The sequence below is a fragment of the Mesorhizobium sp. U510 genome (assembly GCF_059180695.1).
Genome location: NZ_CP180532.1, coordinates 5,738,836 through 5,756,244 on the forward strand (window position 1 = coordinate 5,738,836; position 17,409 = coordinate 5,756,244).

The window sequence follows — 17,409 nt, forward strand, 5'->3', positions numbered from 1 at the left end:
GGCGCGCCCTGTCCCTCGGCCGGCTTCAGGCCGGTGGCGGCATTGCCGGTGTCAGCCCGTGGCGGCGCATGATCTCCATCATCCCAGCCTTGTCAGGCGGCCCGCCGGCAGCGGCGTTGAGCAAGCCGAATGCCTCGCGGAAATAGTCGGGACCAATTGCCGCCGGCGTAATGACGCACAGCGCCTTGGCATCCCTTGTGCCATTATTGTCGAAGCGATGGACGGCGCCGCGTGGGATGCACAGCGCCTCCCCCGGCCCAACTTCGATTGGCTTGCCGTTCACGGTCCAGGTCAAAACCCCGTCAATGCCGTAGATCGTTTCCTCGTAATGATCGTGGCTGTGCGCCGGCGCGGGCAGGCGCTGCGCGCCCGGCACCATCAGTTCGAAGGTGGCGACGCTGCCGTTCGAATTTTCGCCCGACACCAGGAAACGGACCGACAACCCCTTGGTGCCGATGGTCTCGTTGGCTGGGTTTACCTGAAGATCGATGGCTGACATTGCGCAAACCCCTCCGGTAAATTACATTTACTAGTTATCTGTAAACTCAATTTACCGGATCGTCAATGGCCACCTCAGCCGAAGTCCTGCAGACCAAGACCACTGACCTTTTGATCGGCGCCCTGCTGCGCGTGCCGGCGCAGGCCATCCAGCGCCGGCTGATCAAGGAGCTCAACGCTGCCGGTTTCGACGAATTGCGTCTGCCGCACATGGCCGTGCTGCAGTTTCCCGGCCCGGACGGCGCGCGCCCCGGCACCATCGCCGAACGTGCCGGCATGAGCAAACAGGCGATCAACCAGCTACTCAGCAGCCTCGAAGGCTACGGCTATATTGTCCGCTCCGACGGCGAAGGCAGCGCGCGCGTGGTTCACGCCACCGAACGCGGCCACGCCGCCTTCTGGAAGATGGTCGACATATTGCGCGACATCGAGGAGGAGTGGCGCACCGAGCTTGGGCCGGAGCGCTTCGACCAGCTCAAAGCGCTGCTGTTCGCCGTCTGGGACAGCCCACTGGTGCGCTGACCGGAACCGCATTCATGTGCGGCATCATCGGCATTTCCGATGGCGCTATCGGTTTCTTCCGTTTCCTTCTCGGCACACCGACCTGCCAATTCCCTGCCCTTGTCCCGTCAAAGCAAAGGCAGAGCGAAATGAACCTTTCAAACCAGAAAATCCTGATCGTCGGCGGCGGCTCCGGCATGGGCCTGGCGCTTGCCAGGCGTTGCGTCGAGGCTGGTGCCACAGTCATCATCGCCGGGCGCAGCGAAGCAAGGCTGCGACAGGCACGCGAGGCGTTTGGCAATCCCTCCGGCCTGGAGGTAGCCGTCGTCGACATCGCCCGGGAAGACCAGGTCGCGGCGTTGTTCGCCGAGATCGGTGGGCTCGACCACATCGTCAGCACGGCGGCCGACATCGAGGGCGCCTACAGGCTGCTGCCGGAGCTTGACCTGAAGGCGGCGCAACGCATGGTCGACAGCAAGCTCTTCGGCCCGCTGCTGCTTGCCAAGCACGGCGCGCCACGGCTTGCCGCGAACGGCTCTATGACCTTCATCTCCGGCATCGCCGCGTATCGGCCGGCCGCGCGCGGCTCGGTCGTCGCCGCCGTCAACGCCGCGCTCGAAGGGCTGGTGCGGGCGCTTGCCGTCGAACTCGCGCCGATCCGCGTCAACGCCGTTTCGCCCGGCTGGATCGACACCACGATCTGGGCTCAGGTCGCCGGCGACCGCAAGGCCGAGATGCTGGCGGCGATGGCCGAGCGGCTGCCAGTCGGCAGGGTCGGCCAGCCCGAAGACATCGCCGACGCCATTTTCTTCCTCATCGGCAACGGATTTACCACCGGCACGACGCTGCATGTCGAAGGCGGGCACCGGCTGGTTTAGCTGGCGGCAGTCTTCGCCAGGGTGTTGTTTGGAAACAGTGCTTTGGAGCTATCAGCCGATTCAAGTTCTGAACCCGTCTCGAGGCGTTCCGGCGCCAGCGTGTCCCGCGCGGCGGCGAGCAATTGCCTGAGCGCCGGCGGCTGGACGCGCCGGCGTCGCCAGATCATCGTCAGCGGTGCCGCCTGCATTCGGCCGGGCCATGGCAATTCCCTGAGCTCGCCGCGCGCCAGCGCATCGCTGACGGCGAGACGGGGAATGAGGCCGAGCCCGGCACCCCTCGCCACCAGCCGGGCAATGGCGCCGATGCTGCCGACTTCGGCCGCTGGTTTGGGCGGCGCCATATCCGCCTCGGCAAAGGCGGTGTCGAACATATGCCGGTAGACGCATCCGGGCTCCGTCGCCACGAAGCGCAGCGCGGCAAGGTCTGCCAGGTCGCGCGGCGCGGTGCCTTGTCCCGGAGCCGCGACCAGAACCAGGGGTTCGGCCCCTATCGCGCGCCTGGCAAGGCGTCCGTCGGCCGCGCCCTTCGCACCGTCCTGACGCTCGAAGCAGAAAGCGACGTCGATGTCGCCGTCCTCCAGCAAATGTCGCAGCGTGCCGCTGTCGGCCACCTTCATCCGCACGGTGATATCGGGATGGCCGGCCTGGAACCCTGGCAGCCAGGGCGCCAGACGGGCCGAGGCGATCGTCTCCAGCGCACCGATGGTCAGTGCCCCGCTAGTGCGCCCGGCAGCCGCCAGCACCGCCGCGCGCGCCTCGCCGTCGAGCCGCAGCAGCTCTTCGGCGATGGGCTTCAGCGCCAGCCCCGCCGGCGTCAGCTCCAAGCCGGACTTCGAGCGTGTGAACAGGGCAGCGCCCAGTTCGGCCTCGAGAGACTGGATCTGGTCGCTGACGCTCGATTGCGCGAGGTGAACCGCCTCGGCGGCGCGCGTGATGTTGCCGCTACGCGCCACAGCGAGAAAGGTCTTGAGCAGTCTGGGATGCATCGCCCGGCCGACATCAGGCCTATTGCAGCTGCGGCTTCTTCAAGAAACTGCCGCGGTCGGCGGATTTGACGCGCAGCCAGGTTTCGCGGCCGTCGCGCACCACGCGCATCGGGATCTCGGCGCCGGCCGAGCCGCTGTCCCACAGCTTGCGATAGAAATCGGCGAGACCGTCGACCGCGCCGTCGCGCACCTCGGAGATAACGTCGCCCTGGCGCAGTCCGGCCTTGGCCGCCGGGCCGCCCTCCGTCACGCTCATCACCACCACCTTGCCGTCGCTTTCGGCCGACAGGGCGCCGAGCCACGGACGCGGCGGCTTGGCCACCTGGCCGCGCGTCAGCAGATCATCGAGGATCGGCGGCAACAGGTCGATCGGCACCACCATGTTGATATCCGCGACCTCGCCGGCGCGGCTCATCTGCAGGCGCAGCGAACCGATGCCGAGCAGCGCGCCATCGGCGCCGAACAGCGGCGCCCCGCCCCAGGACGGATGCGCCGGCGCGATGAAGATCGCCTCGTCGAGCAGATACTCCCAATAGCCGGCGAATTCCTGCTTGGTGACGATCTTGGCCTCGACCGCCCGGCCGATGCCATCGGCAAGCACCACCGCGTCGCCGATCCTGGCCTTGCCGGCATCGCCCAGCGCCACCGCCGGCAGACCGGTCGGCGCCAGTGCCTGGACCAGGCCGAAGCCGGATTCCTGATCATAGGCCAGCGCATGCGCCGGGATGACACGGCCATCATGCGCGGTCAGCCAGACCTCCTCGGCCTCGGTGATGAGATAGCCGATGGTCAGCACCAGCCCGTCATTGCGGATGACGACGCCGCTGCCTTCCCTGAGCGTGCCCAGCGCGCCGGCCGTGAAGGCATCTTCGGGAACGGTCGCGCGCACGGCAACGACGGAACGCGGATTGGGATTGATGGCCATGATTTTGTCCTGCGATGCAAATGCTTGGCGGCTTCTCTTATAGGTATGCCTCGGAGGGGATGGTGCAAGGTGCGCATCGATAGTTCTTCCCTTCTCCCCTTGCGGGAGAAGGTGGATCGGCGCGTAGCGCCGAGACGGATGAAGGGTGTTCCAGCGGAGTGAGGCGTCGGCATTCCCTGGAACACCCGTCATCCGACCTCGCTTCGCGAGGCCACCTTCTCCCACAAGGGGAGAAGGAAGAAGCGCTTTTCCCACATAAACAATAGTTCAACGCAAGTTGAACTTTCGCCTCCGCAGCCCTAGCTGTAGATCGATCCGCCCATTCCCGTCCTTCCCTTCCCCACGAGGCCCGACATGACAGACTACACTCCGCCGAAAGTATGGACCTGGAACAAGGCAAATGGCGGCGCCTTTGCCAGCATCAACCGGCCGATCGCCGGGCCGACGCATGACAAGGAATTGCCCGTCGGCAAGCATCCGCTGCAGCTCTATTCACTGGCGACGCCGAATGGCGTCAAGGTCACCGTGATGCTGGAGGAGCTTCTGGCGCGCGGCCACAAGGGCGCCGAATACGACGCCTGGCTCATCAGGATCAACGATGGGGACCAGTTCGGCAGCGGCTTCGTCGAGATCAACCCCAACTCCAAGATCCCTGCCCTGATGGACCGCAGCGGCGCCACGCCGGTGCGCGTCTTCGAATCCGGCTCGATCCTGGTCTATCTCGCCGAAAAGTTCGGCGAATTCCTGCCCACCGAGCAGCCGGCGCGCGCGGAAGTCCTGTCCTGGCTGTTCTGGCAGATGGGTTCGGCGCCGTATCTGGGCGGCGGCTTCGGCCATTTCTATGCCTACGCGCCGCAGAAATTCGAATACGCCATCGACCGCTTCGCCATGGAAACCAAGCGGCAGCTCGATGTGCTCGACCGCCGGCTGGCCGAAACGGAATATCTCGGCGGCAAGGATTACACGATCGCCGACATGGCGGTGTGGCCGTGGTATGGCGGGCTGGCGCTCGGGCGCATGTACAATGATTCCGGCGAGTTCCTGTCCGTGCAGGAATACAAGCACGTCCAGCGCTGGGCGAAGGCCATCGACGCTCGCCCGGCTGTCAAGCGCGGCCGCATGGTCAACCGCGCCTTCGGCGAACCGGCTATGCAGCTGCATGAGCGCCACGACGCCGGCGATTTCGACACCAACACGCAGGACAAGCTGGCCGCCGAATAGGCGGCCGCAAAGCCAACTTCACAAGAAAGCCCGCCACGAACCGTGGCGGGCTTTTCCCAAGGCTATGCTGGTGTCGCACCCACTGTCATGGCCGAGCCATGGATCAGTGCAGCACCTCGACGATCTGACGTGTGTCGGGGTCGACCAGAACTGTCTGGTCGTTGATCACGGCAACGCGATACTTGACATTGGGCACTTCGCGCAGTTCGACCTTGTCAGGCACCGGCGAGCCGAGCTTGAGCTCGAGGCCCAACAGATTGACCGACGCCAGCGGCTGCTTCTTGACGTATTCGCGAACCACCGTCTCCTGCTCCGGCTGAACGACGATTGTGTCCGCCACAGCCGCACCGATGCCGCCCATGAGGACGATCGCGGCTGCCACACTCGAAAGATAATGTTTCATAACAACCTCCATATCAATTGCCCGGGCTTCCCGCCCTGTAGGAAAACTCGACCACTGCCACGAGGTTCCATCGCAATTTGTGGAATAAATGCGGCACGCCCAACAAATGCCTATTTTTATTATTTTCGGAAACAGGCGAAAACACATAATCACGGCTTCAAAAATCCGTGATTATTATATTTTTTAGGGATATGTCGTGAAATACACTTTCCTCGGAAGATGCATCCGAGGTGCCCTTTCGAAAGAATGCGATCCGCTTATTGCCTTAGCGACAGCTAACGTAGAGCGCCCGATGTCGTTCCAGATACTGTTGTCGAAGACATGAAAAAGGCTCGCCCGGCCGGGAGCAAGGCGAGCCTCAAACCGTGCCGGCGGAGGTGGCAGCCTCACCGGTCACATCGGGAAAACGCCAGCGCCCGCATCCGGTTCCAGCGCGGATAACGTGGCCCATTCAGATGCAACCATGTGACCGTCATGACGTTGTTCGACGCATTAATCTCCAGCAAGGATGATCGCGCCATGGCTCCCCGTCCCTCCGTGACCAAGCATCCCTTCACGCTGATGCTTGTCGTTATAGCGCTGATGGCTCCTTTTGTCGGCCTTGCCTGGCGCACGCGCGAATGGATGGGCTGGTAGCGGGTCATCCACTGCTATCCCCAGTATCCGGCCTCACAACTGTCCGGCTTCACAAGCGTCTGGCCTCACAGCGAGACACCGTCGCGATGCAGCGGCGGAACGGCGTCGACCTCGCCCTGATCTGCCGCCTTGCGGGCGCGCCTGTAGATCAGCCGCATGACGAGCACGAAATAGCCGACCTGGAGGAGGACCAACACGGCTATCGTCCAGCCCAGCGCCTTCCAGAACGACCCGGTGGCCATGTAAGCCCAGCCCGCGACGACAATGGTCGTGGCTGACATCCCCACGAGAAACTGCCCAAAATACATCGATCCCACATCGCCGAAACCACCCGGTTTCACACGACTCCCTGCCCGAATTCCCAATGCCCGCGGACAAAGTTCCATTATTTTAGCAACTACGCAACTATGTGATCGTCCGACCTTAGCCTACCCTCGAAATTTGTTGCGCGTTGACCTGGTCGGGAGCAATTTGATGCTCAAGGACTGCGGGTAGCGCAGAAAATAAGTCCGGGGGATGGGGAAATGACGCTCGAACTGATTGGAGCCGGTTTCGGCCGCACCGGCACGTGGTCGACTTTTGCCGCGCTGAACAGGCTCGGCTTGCCCTGCTATCACATGCAGGAAGTGATCATGAACAAGGCCAACAAGGGCCACCTCGATTTCTGGCGCAAGGTGGCCAACAGCCCACCCGGCAGCCAGCACGACTGGAACCGCGTCTTCGCCAACTATACGGCGACAGTCGACAATCCCGGCTGCTGCGTGTGGAAAGAATTGCTGGCCGCCTACCCCGACGCTAAGGTGCTTTTGACCCTGCATCCGCGCGGCGCCGAGGCGTGGTACGAAAGCACGATCGACACAATCTACTTCACCGAGAACGTCTGGCAGTTCAAGATCCTGGAATGGCTGACCCCCTTCGGCTGGAAATTCGGCGACATGTCGCGCAAGCTGATATGGGGCCGCACGCTGGACGGCGTGATGAACGACCGCGCCAAGGCGGTTGCCCGCTACAACACCTATATCGACGAGGTGAAGGCTGCGGTGCCGCCGCACAGGCTGCTGGTCTACAAAGTGACCGAAGGCTGGGGCCCGCTCTGCGATTTCCTCGGCGTTGCGCTGCCCAACGAGCCTTTCCCCAACCTCAACGACCGCGAGACAATCAAGAAGATCATCCGCGACATCATCAAGGGCTCCTACATCATGCTGGGTCTGGCGGTAGCGGCCGCGCTGGTGGTGTTTGCGGCGCTGTGGTGGTGGCTGGGCTAGCTTCAGGGACACAACGCACGCTTCGCAATGTCGGCGTAATCCTCAGGGCTAACCCCGCCCCGGTACTGGATCGATCGCGGCGGACGGCAAGGCGGCGAATTCGGCTTCACCATGCCGGTGCGCAACCGCGACATGGCAGCGCCCCAAAGCCGGCGCGAGGTCTGCAAGTTCGAATTCCTGAACATCGGCAGGAGCCTGTTTGCCTCGCCGTCCCGGCTGAACGAGGTTCCACTTGATCTGCCTGGAGGAAGGCCTTTTGTCCGATAGATGTGGAAGGTAGCACACTATCGTCACATGGCGGTCGGCCGATATTCTGCCCTGTCCGACGCCCGCTTTTGCCTCCGGTAGGGTAAAGGCATTATATATGAATTGGCTAAAACAGCGGAACATCCAATGGACATTGCCGGAACCGAACAGGACCCGTCGGACCTTTGCTTCAGTCACCTAAGACCTTGGCCCCAAAAGGAAACGCAAAAGACCGATACGGCCCGTAATCGGGAACATCCCGCCTTTGCCATCGTTAACCGCCAAGTTTGCGGACCGGATCCAATTTCGAGGAAGAGCGATGCACCATCGGTCCATCATCACCAGAACAGGCCACGGCCCGGCTACAGCGGTCGCCGTGTTGATGGTCGGACTTGTGGCGGTGGGAATTGTATTCCTCGTCCTGGGCGGCTTGCTCTACCTCAAGGATGAGCCGTCGGATCAACGCGTGCTGTCTTCCCCACCCGCCCGATCGTTTCAGGCTACCGATCGCAGTGCGGCAAACTGATCCAGCTTGCATGCCGCGCGGCCGCCCTCCGAAATGACGGCCTCATAGGGGGAATCTTACTGAAATGTAACTGACTCCTCCACCGTCAAGCCACAATTAGCATGCCCATCGGCAGCACCGAACTATGTCCCGATATAGGGAGAAAGGTTTCCATGTTTCGCTGCCTTTCATTGATGGTCGCCTGGTTGTCGCTCCAATCGTTGGCTTTTGCACAGCCCGTCCCCCCGAAGCTAGACGACGTGATATCAGGCTGCGTCGCGATTGAGGCATACGGTGGCAACGGCAACGGCTCGACCGACAATCTTGCGGCTTGGAATTCCGCCATCAGCCATTTTGGCAATCGGCCGATCTGCATATCGTTCGGGCTTGGGACCTACAGATTCAGCGGTCCGGCCACGGCGAAACCTGGCGTGGGTTCGAGCATTGCGGTCCATGGCGCTGGCCCCAACGTGACCAAGATTGTCTTCGCTGGAACGACGGCAGGATTCAATTTCACGTTGTCGAACGAGGAAGCCATCCAAATGGACAATATGGCTGTTCTATCGGCGACGGCGAACGATCATGATGCGATCGCCGTCACCAGCTCTGATTGCGGAGGGTCAAAACAATCGTCGCGTTTCAGCAATCTGACGATTGAAGGCACGGGAAGTTTTCCCTTTAGAAATCACTGGGGTCGAGGGTTAACCCTTAACAATCTATCGTTTGTTGATGTTGATAGCGTCGACTTCTTTGGAGAGAACGGCTCCAGCATGCAGGGAATTTTTGCTACGGGCAATGCGACCAGTCACTGCTACGCTTTTAACATGATGGTCTCGAAGAGCAATTTCATTAATACTGCGAATGGTATTTCGCTGGGAACATTGTTTCAGGGACTTTTTGTGACTCAGAGCAATTTCCTCAATGGTGAAGCTGGAATAGTCGTTCCAGCGGCCGAATCGGAGGTTGATCAGATCAACATCTCTGATAGTTCATTTGATGTTAAGGGCGATACTATTGCAACTTTTTCCCCGATTGTCGGCCTATATGTAACACACAATACGATTGAGATACCAAAATCCGGAAGCGGGGTCCATATTAATGGAGGTGGCGATCAATTCGTAATTGCAGAGAACAACATCTTCAATCCATTCGGTAAAAGCAGTGGCTCTGGCGTCATTGTCGACAGCGCGGCAAATTTTGGAAACATAACTGGAAACGTTTACCAGTATCTAAGGGTCGCAAATTCTCTTGGTGCAAGCTCAAGCGGATGGAACATTCAGTCGAACGCCTACGGCTCAAAGATTTCGAAGTGGAACATAAATTCTGGCAAGAGAAACAAGGTCGGCGGCGGCTCCCCGTAATCAACGCTTGTTTCCCTTGTCGGGGGGAGGCTGGCCAACACCCTCACCCCATCTTGCCATCCTTCGCTACCGCCCTGCCCCGGCGATAGACCGTGCGGTCCTTTGGCACCGCGACCACCGCCTCGGGCACGTGCTGCGCCGACATGGCGACGAAGTCGGCGCTGGCGCCGACAACGATGCCATAGTCCGCCAGCCCCAGCGCGCTGGCGCCGGCACGGGTCACCACATCGAACGCCGCCTCGAGCTCGCGGTCCTCGTAGAAGCCGGAGCGATAGCCGATCATGTTGGCCCGGTTCAGCATGTCGCCATCGCCGTAGGGCCACCAGGAATCGCGGATGTTGTCGGAACCGCTGAACACGGTGACGCCAGCCTGCCGCAGGGCCGCCACCGGCGGGAAGGCATGGTTGCCGGGCGCGTTGGTCATGATCGCCACGCCGGCGGCCGCCAGCATCGCGCCGGCCTTCGCCACGGCGTCGGCGGGGATGTCGCCAAGGCCATAGGCATGGCTGACGGCGACATGGCCCGCCATGCCGAGCGCCTTTGTCCGCGCGGCGATCTCCTCGACCTGGAACAGGCCGAGCGCGCCGCCATCATGCAGGTGGATGTCGACGCCGGCGCCATGCTTCTGCGCCAGGGTGAACACCACATCGAGATGGCCGTTCACGTCGCGGTCGAAGCTGGCGGGGTCGAGCCCGCCGACAAGGTCGCAGCCGAGCTTCAGCGCCTCGTCGAGCAGTTCCGCCGTGCCGGGCGAGGACAGGATGCCGCTTTGCGGGAAGGCAACGAGCTGGATGTCGATGAGGTCGCGGTATTTTTCGCGCACGGCCAGGATGGTTTCGACATGGCTGAGCCCGACCGAGGCGTCGACCATGACATGGCTGCGCATGACCAGGCTGCCATTGCCGACGCAGAGCTCGAGCTGGTTCTTCGCGCGCTCCGCCATCGGCGCGGCGCCGGCAAGGTTTCGCGCCTGGAAGGCGACACGCTCGCGCACGTCGAACCCGTTGGTGCAGGGAATGTGCGGGCGCCAGGCATCGCCATAAAACGAGGTGTCGAGATGGATGTGGCCCTCGACGAAGGCCGGCACGACAAGCTGGCCATCAAGGTCGATGATGGCGGGGTCGACGGTGCCGGGGGCAACGGCGGCGAAATCAGCCGGCGGCGCCTTGCCGGCTGGCGCGATGGCGCTAAAGCGGTCGCCGGTGACGAAGAAATCCGCCAGCGACCCATCGGCCAGCTTCGCGTTGCGGAAAATCGTCTGTTCGCTCAAAATCGTCCGCTCGCTCATGGGCGCCATCTCTCCTGAAAGCGCCAGTCCTCGCCGCCCGCCCGCCGCGGGTCAATGCGGCGGCGGCGAAAAACTGTTTCACGAAATTGCCCTTGGCGAATGTTCCGGCGAGGCAGAGCGCGAATCCGCACCGCGGCTCTTGCCTATTCCGCTTTCGCGGAAGTTTCGGCGGCCCGGCAATGTGCCATTGTGTTATCGCGGCGGTACGAGCCGCCCTGGTTGACGCGGGCGCCCAGCCATCCCAACAATGCGCCCCCCCGCCCGCGTCGGCCATGGCTTGGCACTGTGATCCGTCCGGCGGGCCGGCCTGTTATGACTGCCGCTTCAGCCGCCAACCAGCACCTTCGTCGTCACCAGATTGACGCCGGCCTCGGCGAATTCGTCATTGTGCCGGGCGATGATCTGCTCAGCGCTCTCGCTGGCGCTGTCCAGCGTGCTGTGGGCATCGGAAACCACGGTGACACCGAGCCCCCTGGCGATCGCGCCCCTGACGGTTGCCGCGACGCAAAAATCGCTCTGTGCGCCGAGGATCACGACGCCCCCGTCTCCCTGCCCGGCGACCCAGTCGCCAAAGGCCGGATTGCTGAAAGCATCGCGCACGGATTTGGCGAAGGTCGGCTCATCGTCGGCCTGGCCAAGGGCTGGCCACACCGGCCAACCCGGTTCGCCCGGCGCCAGCGGATCGCCTTCGGGTCCATCATGCCTGACGAAAGCGACCTTGCGTCCACCGCGCCTTGCCCAGTCGATCACCGCCCGGGCGCGCTCGGCAATGGCAGGTGCGTCGTGTATCGGCGGCTCGTGCCGGCCGTCGAACATGCCGGTCTGAAGATCGATCACGACGAGTGGCGCTTTGGCCATGAGGCTGGGTGCTGACATGATTTTTACATAGCATGGCGGGGAAGGCGATCAAGAACTTGCCCAACAAGAAGAACCAGCCTCACCAGACCCTCAACCCGGGGCGCCGGCAAACAGCACCACACCATCCCCTCCAGCCGCTGGCCAATCCCTGATGGTTCGGTCGTAGCCGCCGGTCAGCACCGTGCCGTCGGGGGCGAAGGCCACGGCGTAGATCGGCCCGGTCTGGCTGTCGAACAGGGCGATCTGGTTGCCGGTCTCCATGTCCCACAGCCGTGCCGTGCCGTCGAGCGAGCCCGACAGCAGGCGCTTGCCGTCGGCCGACAGCGCCAGCGTGTAGACCGTGCCTTCATGGCCTTCGAAGCGCTTCACCTCGCGGCCGTTGTCGAGATCCCAGACCTTGATCGTCAGGTCGCCGCTGCCGGTGATCAGATGGTGCCCGTCGGCGGTGAACACCGCGCCATAGGTGCCTTGCTCGTGGCCGTGCCAGCTGCGCAATTGCTTGCCGCTCTCGATGTCCCAGAGTTTCAGCGTGCCGTCGATGCTGCCGCTGAGCGCCTGCTTGCCGTCGGGCGAGACGGCGACCGCGCTGATCGACCAGTCGTGTCCGGTCAGCACATGCAGCACGGAATTGTTGACGAGATCCCAGACGATGACATTGCCGGTGTCATGCCCGCTGACGGCACGCTTGCCGTCCGGGCTGATCGCCAGCTTGTTGACGCCGCCATTCTGGCCGGCCTGGAAGACATGCAGCACAGTGCCGTCGGCAAGTTTGCGCAGCACGATCTCGCCATCGTCGCCGCCCGTCAGCGCGCTGACGCCGTCGGGCATATAGAGCGCGGTGCGCGCCATGTCCTTGTGGACGCCGAGATTGCGGATCAGCTGCTTGCCGCCAATGTCCCACAACTTGATCACACGATCCGTGCTGGCGCTCATGATCGATCGGCCGTCCGGCGCGACCGCAAGCCAGACGACCGCGTCGCGATGGCCGTCCGGCTGCGTCGGCGCCGCCGGCGGTGGTGGCGGCAACGGCGCCACGGTGGGCGGCGGAACGACCGCGACCTCCGGCGGAGCGGCCGGCGCCTGCGGCGCGGATGCCGGCGGCGGGTTGGCGGCTATCGGTGGCGGAGCTGGTTGCGGGGCTGGCGCAGGGGCAGGCTCAGGTGCCGGTGGTGCGCTGGCGACATCCTGGCCCTTCGGCTCGGCGGGTTTGGGTTCGGCAAGTTTGGGTTCATCGGGCTTGGGTTCACTGGGCTTGGGTTCACTGGGCTTGGGTTCGGCCGTCTTCGGTTCATTCGGCGGTTCGTTCGGCAGGCTGGCCACCTCGCCGCCGCCCCACGGGCCGAACCGGTCGACGGCCAGTGCTGCGAGCACGATCAACGGCAACGCGAAAAAGATCTTGCGCAGGCCGGGCCTGCCGGTCTCCTGCGCCTCGGCCGCGCGGCCGAACAGCGGTGTCCCGGCCAGATGCGTCGGCCGCCCCGGCAATAGCCCGGCCCAGAACAGCACCGCGCCGACGAGGCAGGCGAACGCCAGCAGCGAGAAGGCCACCAGCTGCGTCGCCCAAGGCTCATGCATGGCCGTCAGGCCGAAACTCTTGCCCCCCGGCAAGAGATAGAGATGGACAAGGCAAGCCGCGGCCAGCGCCATCAGCAGCACCGCCATTAACCTGTCGGCACCCCTGGTCATGGCGCAAGGCTCATGATGCCGCCGATGACGGCATCGGCCTCGATATTCGCAGGCTGTGGTCGCATCGAATTCCCTCGCCGCGACCGATCTTACGCAAGGCCGCGTCGGAGTCGAGTGGCCGCCGGAGCGAATGCCGCGTGGGCGCGAACGCACGGAAATGGCTGGACATTCCGTGCTTCGTTCGAAACAAGGCTGGGCCAATCAAGGGAGCGTCCATGACACAGGCGACCAAACCGGTGCTGACTGGCAGGACGGTAACGAGCCTGTCGACGCCCAAATCACGAGCCTGCTGAAGCGCGAATACTCCGGGGCGTCGCCGCTTGCCGGGAGATGACCAAGGCGAGCTACTTCAACTCCACCCAGACCGGCGCATGATCGCTGGCGCCATCCTCGCCGCGCACGTCGCGGTCGATACCCGCCCCCTTCAGTCGGCGGGCGAGCGTCTTCGACAGCAAGATGTGGTCCAGCCTTAAGCCCGCATCGCGCGGCCAGCGGTTCCTGCGGTAATCCCAGAAGGTGTAGAGCGTCTCCTTCGGATAGACCTTCCGCAACGCGTCGACCCAGCCCTGCTCGACGAGGGCGGCGAATGCGGCGCGGCTTTCCGGCTGCACCAGCGCGTTGTCGTCATAGGAGCGCGTGGCATAGATGTCGCGCGGCTCCGGCACGATGTTGTAATCGCCGGCCAGCACGACCGGCAGGCCGGTGTCGAGGAGTTGCGCCGCATGCGCCTCCAGCCGCTTGTGCCAGGCAAGCTTGTACTGGAATTTCGGCCCCGGCTGCGGATTGCCGTTCGGCGCATAGAGGCAGGCAATGACGATGCCGTCGACCGCCGCCTCGATATAGCGGCTCTGCCGGTCGGCATCGTCGCCGGGCAAGGCATCGCGGGTCAGCACCGGCTCGGCGCCACGCGCCAGGATGGCGACGCCGTTCCATGTCGGCTCACCCTTCCACACCGCGCCATAACCGGCCTCGGCCAGCGCCGTGCGCGGAAACTGCATGTCGCGCGCCTTGAGTTCCTGCAGGCAGACGACATCGGGCTTCGCCACCGCCAGCCATGCCAGCAGGTTTTCCAGCCGGTTGTTGATGTTGTTGATGTTGAAGGTGGCGAGTTTCATGGTTGGATCAGGAGGCGATCCGGCCTGCCCAAGCCTTCACCGTCTCCGCCATGGTCTTCAGATGATCGGCCGTCGAAAATCCCGAAATGCCCTTGCGCGGCTTGAGGTCATGGTCGCCATCCTCGAGCCAGATCACCTCGATCGCATCGGACAGCCCATAACCCGCCACCTCGTCGCGCGTGCCGAACTCGTCGCGCGTGCCCTGAAAAATCAGCATCGGCGTCTTCAGCCCGGTCAAATGCTTGGTGCGCAGCTGGTCGGGTTTTCCGGGCGGATGGAAGGGATATCCGAGACAGACCAGCCCTGAAATCTCGCCCTTGGCAAACATCTCGTCCGCGACCATCGAAGCGACGCGCCCGCCCATCGACTTGCCGCCGATGATAAGCTTCCCGGTCACGCCCTTGGCCCTGAGATCAGCGATCGCCTTGATATATTCCGGGTTGACCGTCTCGGCACGCGGCGGCGGCTTGCGCTGGCCGTAGCGGCGCGCAGCCATATAGTGGAATTCGAAGCGCGCGACCTGGAAGCCGGCGACGGCCAGCGCCTTGGCGGTGGCGGTCATCGAGGGGGAATCCATCGAAGCGCCGGCGCCATGGGCGAGCAGGATGGTGACGGGAGCGGTGTCGAAGCCATCGAAGAGGAAGCTGGTCATGGGGCGGTCTTCCCGGAAAGGCCGCGTTCCGTCACACCCCCCTCTGGCCTGCCGGCCATCTCCCCCGCGAGGGGGGAGATCGGCAGCTCGCACGCCCGGCCCACCTTTGCAGCGCTGGAGATTGGCGAAAGCGGGTGAGCGCGCAATCTCCCCCCTTGCGGGGGAGATGTCCGGCAGGACAGAAGGGGGTGTTCAAGCGCGACCATTGATCCCCCTCACCCCGCCGTCCGTGCCAGCTGCATATCCACGAACTGCACGCCTTTAGCAGCCACCCCGGCCCATTCGGACTCCGCGTCGAGCTCCAGATACCGCACCCACAGCCGCCGCGCCTCGGGCAGATTGCCGGCGTCGAATTCCAGCCTGGCCAGGTTGAACACCGGATCGGCATAGCTCCTGTCGAGCGCGATCGCCCTCTGCAAATGCCGTCGCGCGGAAGCATCGCGGCCTTGCTCGCTCATCAGCCCGGCGAGGTTGAACCAGGCCTCGACAAAGGCCGGATCGAGCTTTATCGCCCTGGCATAGTCATGCGCGGCATCCGCCGCGTGGCCGCCGGCGCGCAGGCAGTTGGCGCGGTTGAAGGCGGCGATGGCGTCGCTGGGGTCGATGGCGAGGCAGCGCTGGTAAAGTGCGGCAGCACCTTCGTGGTCGCCGCCCTCCTCCGCCGCTTCGGCCTCGGCGAACAAATCTTCCAGCGTGTCGTCGCCTTGTGCCGCTGCGCCCAGATCGAACAGCAATTGCCCGTCGAGCTCGCTCTGGCCGCCTTCGAGATAGATTGCGTCGGGGCGGCCGTGCTGCGAGCCGACGTTGAGCGATTTGGCGGTGAGCGAGGCGACCGGACCGGAGCGGTGCACGGAGCGCGCAATCGCGCCCCAGGTCGCGCCGCCGGCCACCAGCCCGGCATATTTGCGCGCCAGGATCAGGTCGCGGAAGGAATAGGGTTCGCAATCATGCTCGAACGCATCGAACAGCGACAGCAGGTCGAGGTCGGCGCCCAACAGTCGCGATTGCTCGATCAGCGATTGCCGCGACAGTGATGACGCCTCCGGCGCCTTCATCAGGCCGAGCAGGCGCAAAAAACCGTTCTCGCTGATCAGCGTGCGCCCGGCCGCGCGCTCGACGGCGACGCGGCGCTCGATCCCGACATCGCCGTTTTTCGTCAATCCGGCCTTGGCGAGCAGCGCGCGGCCGAACACGACATGCGTCGTGCGCCTGGTGATGCCGCGCCTCAGCTGGCCGTGCTGGCGCTCGACCTCCCGCGCGGCGAGCCGCAAGGGAAATGCCGCCAGCGCGCCGATGGTACCGAAGACGGCCCCCGGAACCGAAACGGCCGGTGCCGTCATTTCTTGCTCTTGCCGACCGCCTTGAGCAGACTGGCCTTCAGCGGATTCTCAGGCGCGCCGCCCGCTGCCGCCTTCTTGGCGGCGGGTTTGGCCACCACTTCGTCGGCCTTGCTCTTCGACTTGGCCGGCGGCTTCGACTGCGACAGGCTGGCCTTCAGCGCATCCATCAGATTGATGACATTGCCACGCTCGGGGGCGGCCGCGATGATCGGCTTATGGCCCTTCAGCTTCTCGCGGATCATCGCCATCAGCGCGATCTCGTAGCGGTCCTCGTAATCCTTCGGATCGAAGGTGGTTTCCTTCTGCTTGATCAGCGCTTCGGCCAGTTCGAGCATTTCCGGGTCGGGCGTGCCGGCCGGGATGTTGCCGAAATATTCAGCCGTGCCACGCACTTCGTTCGGGTTCCTCAACGTGCACACGAACATGCCGTTCTCGCGCGCGCCGATCGTCACCACCCGCTCGCGGCTGGACAGCACCAGCCGGGCGATCGCCAGCTTGCCGGATTTGCGCATGGCTTCGCGCAGCACGGCGAAGGTTTCCTCGGCCATCGCCCCGTCCGGCGCCAGGTAATAGGGCGCGTCCTGGTAGATGACATCGACCTCGCCCTCGTCGACGAAGGCCTCGATGTTCATCGTGTGGTTGGATTCGATACGCACCGCGTCGAGGTCGGCATCATCGATGATGATGTACTGCTTGTCCTCGTACTCGTAGCCCTTGACCAGGTCCGAGCGCTCGACGAGCCCGAGTTCGGGATCGACCGGCTTCATGTTGATGCGGTTATGCGTCTTCTTGTGCAGCTGATTGAACGAGATGCGCTCGCTGGTCGTCGTCGCCGGATAGAGCCGGACCGGACAGCTGACGAGGCTGAGCTTGAGATAACCCTTCCAACTTGCCCTGGGCGCCATGATACACTCCTACGCGGCCATGCACTGATACTGCTCAGCGCTTTTCGTCCGAAGGACGAACAAGGCTGCGCAAATCCTACACCGACCCCGCAAGATACTGGCAAATCCCTGACGAAGTGTTTTAGGGCGCTGGAGGGTCG

At 63.6% G+C, this 17,409-nt stretch carries 17 protein-coding genes; 5 read left to right on the forward strand and 12 right to left on the reverse strand.

The features are described from left to right. Window positions 1–25: 25 nt before the first annotated feature. Window positions 26–499 (reverse strand): cupin domain-containing protein, encoded by a 474-nt coding sequence (locus ACLGL5_RS29645; RefSeq protein ID WP_069092656.1) that lies wholly within the window; start codon window positions 497–499, stop codon window positions 26–28. A 65-nt stretch (window positions 500–564) separates the two neighbouring features. On the opposite strand from ACLGL5_RS29645, the gene ACLGL5_RS29650 reads away from it, so the two are divergent. Both ACLGL5_RS29650 and ACLGL5_RS29655 read left to right on the forward strand, forming a co-directional pair. Then, entirely contained in the window at window positions 565–1,020 is a 456-nt protein-coding gene (locus tag ACLGL5_RS29650; protein ID WP_019859502.1) for a MarR family winged helix-turn-helix transcriptional regulator, read from the forward strand. Between the two features lie 128 nt (window positions 1,021–1,148). Further along, window positions 1,149–1,877, forward strand: coding sequence for an SDR family oxidoreductase (locus ACLGL5_RS29655; RefSeq protein WP_064981988.1), 729 nt, complete (start codon window positions 1,149–1,151; stop codon window positions 1,875–1,877). Here ACLGL5_RS29655 and ACLGL5_RS29660 read toward each other — a convergent pair. Both ACLGL5_RS29660 and ACLGL5_RS29665 read right to left on the reverse strand, forming a co-directional pair. Further along, window positions 1,874–2,863, reverse strand: coding sequence for a LysR family transcriptional regulator (locus tag ACLGL5_RS29660; protein WP_069092657.1), 990 nt, complete (start codon window positions 2,861–2,863; stop codon window positions 1,874–1,876). The two genes, ACLGL5_RS29655 and ACLGL5_RS29660, sit on opposite strands and share 4 nt — an antisense overlap. A gap of 19 nt (window positions 2,864–2,882) precedes the next feature. Then, window positions 2,883–3,788, reverse strand: coding sequence for a S1C family serine protease (locus ACLGL5_RS29665; RefSeq protein WP_019859505.1), 906 nt, complete (start codon window positions 3,786–3,788; stop codon window positions 2,883–2,885). A 354-nt stretch (window positions 3,789–4,142) separates the two neighbouring features. Here ACLGL5_RS29665 and yghU point away from each other — a divergent pair, with 354 nt between their 5' ends. Continuing rightward, window positions 4,143–5,009 carry a glutathione-dependent disulfide-bond oxidoreductase gene (gene yghU, locus ACLGL5_RS29670; protein WP_019859506.1) on the forward strand — a complete coding sequence of 289 codons (867 nt, stop codon included), beginning with the start codon at window positions 4,143–4,145 and terminating at the stop codon, window positions 5,007–5,009. Window positions 5,010–5,112: 103 nt separating this feature from the next. Here yghU and ACLGL5_RS29675 read toward each other — a convergent pair whose 3' ends face one another. Together ACLGL5_RS29675 and ACLGL5_RS29680 are read right to left on the reverse strand one after the other, a co-directional pair. Continuing rightward, window positions 5,113–5,412, reverse strand: a complete 300-nt coding sequence (locus ACLGL5_RS29675; protein WP_019859507.1) for a DUF1236 domain-containing protein — start codon at window positions 5,410–5,412, stop codon at window positions 5,113–5,115. Between the two features lie 701 nt (window positions 5,413–6,113). Next, window positions 6,114–6,329, reverse strand: a complete 216-nt coding sequence (locus ACLGL5_RS29680) for an exopolysaccharide production repressor protein (RefSeq protein ID WP_317452359.1) — start codon at window positions 6,327–6,329, stop codon at window positions 6,114–6,116. Window positions 6,330–6,572: 243 nt separating this feature from the next. Here ACLGL5_RS29680 and ACLGL5_RS29685 point away from each other — a divergent pair, with 243 nt between their 5' ends. Both ACLGL5_RS29685 and ACLGL5_RS29690 read left to right on the forward strand, forming a co-directional pair. Next, window positions 6,573–7,313, forward strand: a complete 741-nt coding sequence (locus ACLGL5_RS29685; RefSeq protein WP_019859510.1) for a sulfotransferase family protein — start codon at window positions 6,573–6,575, stop codon at window positions 7,311–7,313. A gap of 924 nt (window positions 7,314–8,237) precedes the next feature. Beyond that, window positions 8,238–9,425 (forward strand): hypothetical protein, encoded by a 1,188-nt coding sequence (locus ACLGL5_RS29690; RefSeq protein WP_069092659.1) that lies wholly within the window; start codon window positions 8,238–8,240, stop codon window positions 9,423–9,425. A gap of 43 nt (window positions 9,426–9,468) precedes the next feature. Here ACLGL5_RS29690 and ACLGL5_RS29695 read toward each other — a convergent pair whose 3' ends face one another. The 7 genes from ACLGL5_RS29695 to ku form a co-directional block, all read right to left on the reverse strand. Next, complete coding sequence (locus ACLGL5_RS29695; RefSeq protein WP_141700959.1) at window positions 9,469–10,713, reverse strand: amidohydrolase family protein; 1,245 nt, start codon at window positions 10,711–10,713, stop codon at window positions 9,469–9,471. A gap of 324 nt (window positions 10,714–11,037) precedes the next feature. Continuing rightward, the gene (locus ACLGL5_RS29700; protein WP_240564473.1) at window positions 11,038–11,571 is read right to left on the reverse strand and encodes an isochorismatase family protein; all 534 of its coding nucleotides are present in this window, start codon (window positions 11,569–11,571) and stop codon (window positions 11,038–11,040) included. A gap of 90 nt (window positions 11,572–11,661) precedes the next feature. Continuing rightward, window positions 11,662–13,257 (reverse strand): transcriptional regulator, encoded by a 1,596-nt coding sequence (locus ACLGL5_RS29705; protein WP_069092661.1) that lies wholly within the window; start codon window positions 13,255–13,257, stop codon window positions 11,662–11,664. Window positions 13,258–13,601: 344 nt separating this feature from the next. Further along, window positions 13,602–14,372, reverse strand: coding sequence for an exodeoxyribonuclease III (locus tag ACLGL5_RS29710; protein ID WP_069092662.1), 771 nt, complete (start codon window positions 14,370–14,372; stop codon window positions 13,602–13,604). A gap of 7 nt (window positions 14,373–14,379) precedes the next feature. Then, on the reverse strand, window positions 14,380–15,024 hold the full coding sequence (locus ACLGL5_RS29715; RefSeq protein ID WP_069092663.1) for an alpha/beta hydrolase family protein: 645 nt from the start codon (window positions 15,022–15,024) through the stop codon (window positions 14,380–14,382). A gap of 215 nt (window positions 15,025–15,239) precedes the next feature. Next, on the reverse strand, window positions 15,240–16,364 hold the full coding sequence (locus ACLGL5_RS29720; RefSeq protein ID WP_019859519.1) for a tetratricopeptide repeat protein: 1,125 nt from the start codon (window positions 16,362–16,364) through the stop codon (window positions 15,240–15,242). Continuing rightward, complete coding sequence (gene ku / locus ACLGL5_RS29725) at window positions 16,361–17,269, reverse strand: non-homologous end joining protein Ku (protein ID WP_069092664.1); 909 nt, start codon at window positions 17,267–17,269, stop codon at window positions 16,361–16,363. Before ku ends, ACLGL5_RS29720 begins: the two co-directional genes overlap by 4 nt. Between the last annotated feature and the right edge of the window lie 140 nt (window positions 17,270–17,409).

What these genes read in the sequence shown, in the direction of transcription:
- ACLGL5_RS29675 (WP_019859507.1), bottom strand. Translation starts at nt 5,412, where the DNA reads ATGAAACATTATCTTTCGAGTGTGGCAGCCGCGATCGTCCTCATGGGC.
- ku (WP_069092664.1), bottom strand. Translation starts at nt 17,269, where the DNA reads ATGGCGCCCAGGGCAAGTTGGAAGGGTTATCTCAAGCTCAGCCTCGTC.
- ACLGL5_RS29665 (WP_019859505.1), bottom strand. Translation starts at nt 3,788, where the DNA reads ATGGCCATCAATCCCAATCCGCGTTCCGTCGTTGCCGTGCGCGCGACC.
- ACLGL5_RS29710 (WP_069092662.1), bottom strand. Translation starts at nt 14,372, where the DNA reads ATGAAACTCGCCACCTTCAACATCAACAACATCAACAACCGGCTGGAA.
- ACLGL5_RS29700 (WP_240564473.1), bottom strand. Translation starts at nt 11,571, where the DNA reads ATGGCCAAAGCGCCACTCGTCGTGATCGATCTTCAGACCGGCATGTTC.
- ACLGL5_RS29720 (WP_019859519.1), bottom strand. Translation starts at nt 16,364, where the DNA reads ATGACGGCACCGGCCGTTTCGGTTCCGGGGGCCGTCTTCGGTACCATC.
- ACLGL5_RS29715 (WP_069092663.1), bottom strand. Translation starts at nt 15,024, where the DNA reads ATGACCAGCTTCCTCTTCGATGGCTTCGACACCGCTCCCGTCACCATC.
- ACLGL5_RS29645 (WP_069092656.1), bottom strand. Translation starts at nt 499, where the DNA reads ATGTCAGCCATCGATCTTCAGGTAAACCCAGCCAACGAGACCATCGGC.
- ACLGL5_RS29680 (WP_317452359.1), bottom strand. Translation starts at nt 6,329, where the DNA reads ATGTCAGCCACGACCATTGTCGTCGCGGGCTGGGCTTACATGGCCACC.
- ACLGL5_RS29650 (WP_019859502.1), top strand. Translation starts at nt 565, where the DNA reads ATGGCCACCTCAGCCGAAGTCCTGCAGACCAAGACCACTGACCTTTTG.
- ACLGL5_RS29690 (WP_069092659.1), top strand. Translation starts at nt 8,238, where the DNA reads ATGTTTCGCTGCCTTTCATTGATGGTCGCCTGGTTGTCGCTCCAATCG.
- ACLGL5_RS29660 (WP_069092657.1), bottom strand. Translation starts at nt 2,863, where the DNA reads ATGCATCCCAGACTGCTCAAGACCTTTCTCGCTGTGGCGCGTAGCGGC.
- yghU (WP_019859506.1), top strand. Translation starts at nt 4,143, where the DNA reads ATGACAGACTACACTCCGCCGAAAGTATGGACCTGGAACAAGGCAAAT.
- ACLGL5_RS29655 (WP_064981988.1), top strand. Translation starts at nt 1,149, where the DNA reads ATGAACCTTTCAAACCAGAAAATCCTGATCGTCGGCGGCGGCTCCGGC.
- ACLGL5_RS29685 (WP_019859510.1), top strand. Translation starts at nt 6,573, where the DNA reads ATGACGCTCGAACTGATTGGAGCCGGTTTCGGCCGCACCGGCACGTGG.
- ACLGL5_RS29695 (WP_141700959.1), bottom strand. Translation starts at nt 10,713, where the DNA reads ATGAGCGAGCGGACGATTTTGAGCGAACAGACGATTTTCCGCAACGCG.
- ACLGL5_RS29705 (WP_069092661.1), bottom strand. Translation starts at nt 13,257, where the DNA reads ATGACCAGGGGTGCCGACAGGTTAATGGCGGTGCTGCTGATGGCGCTG.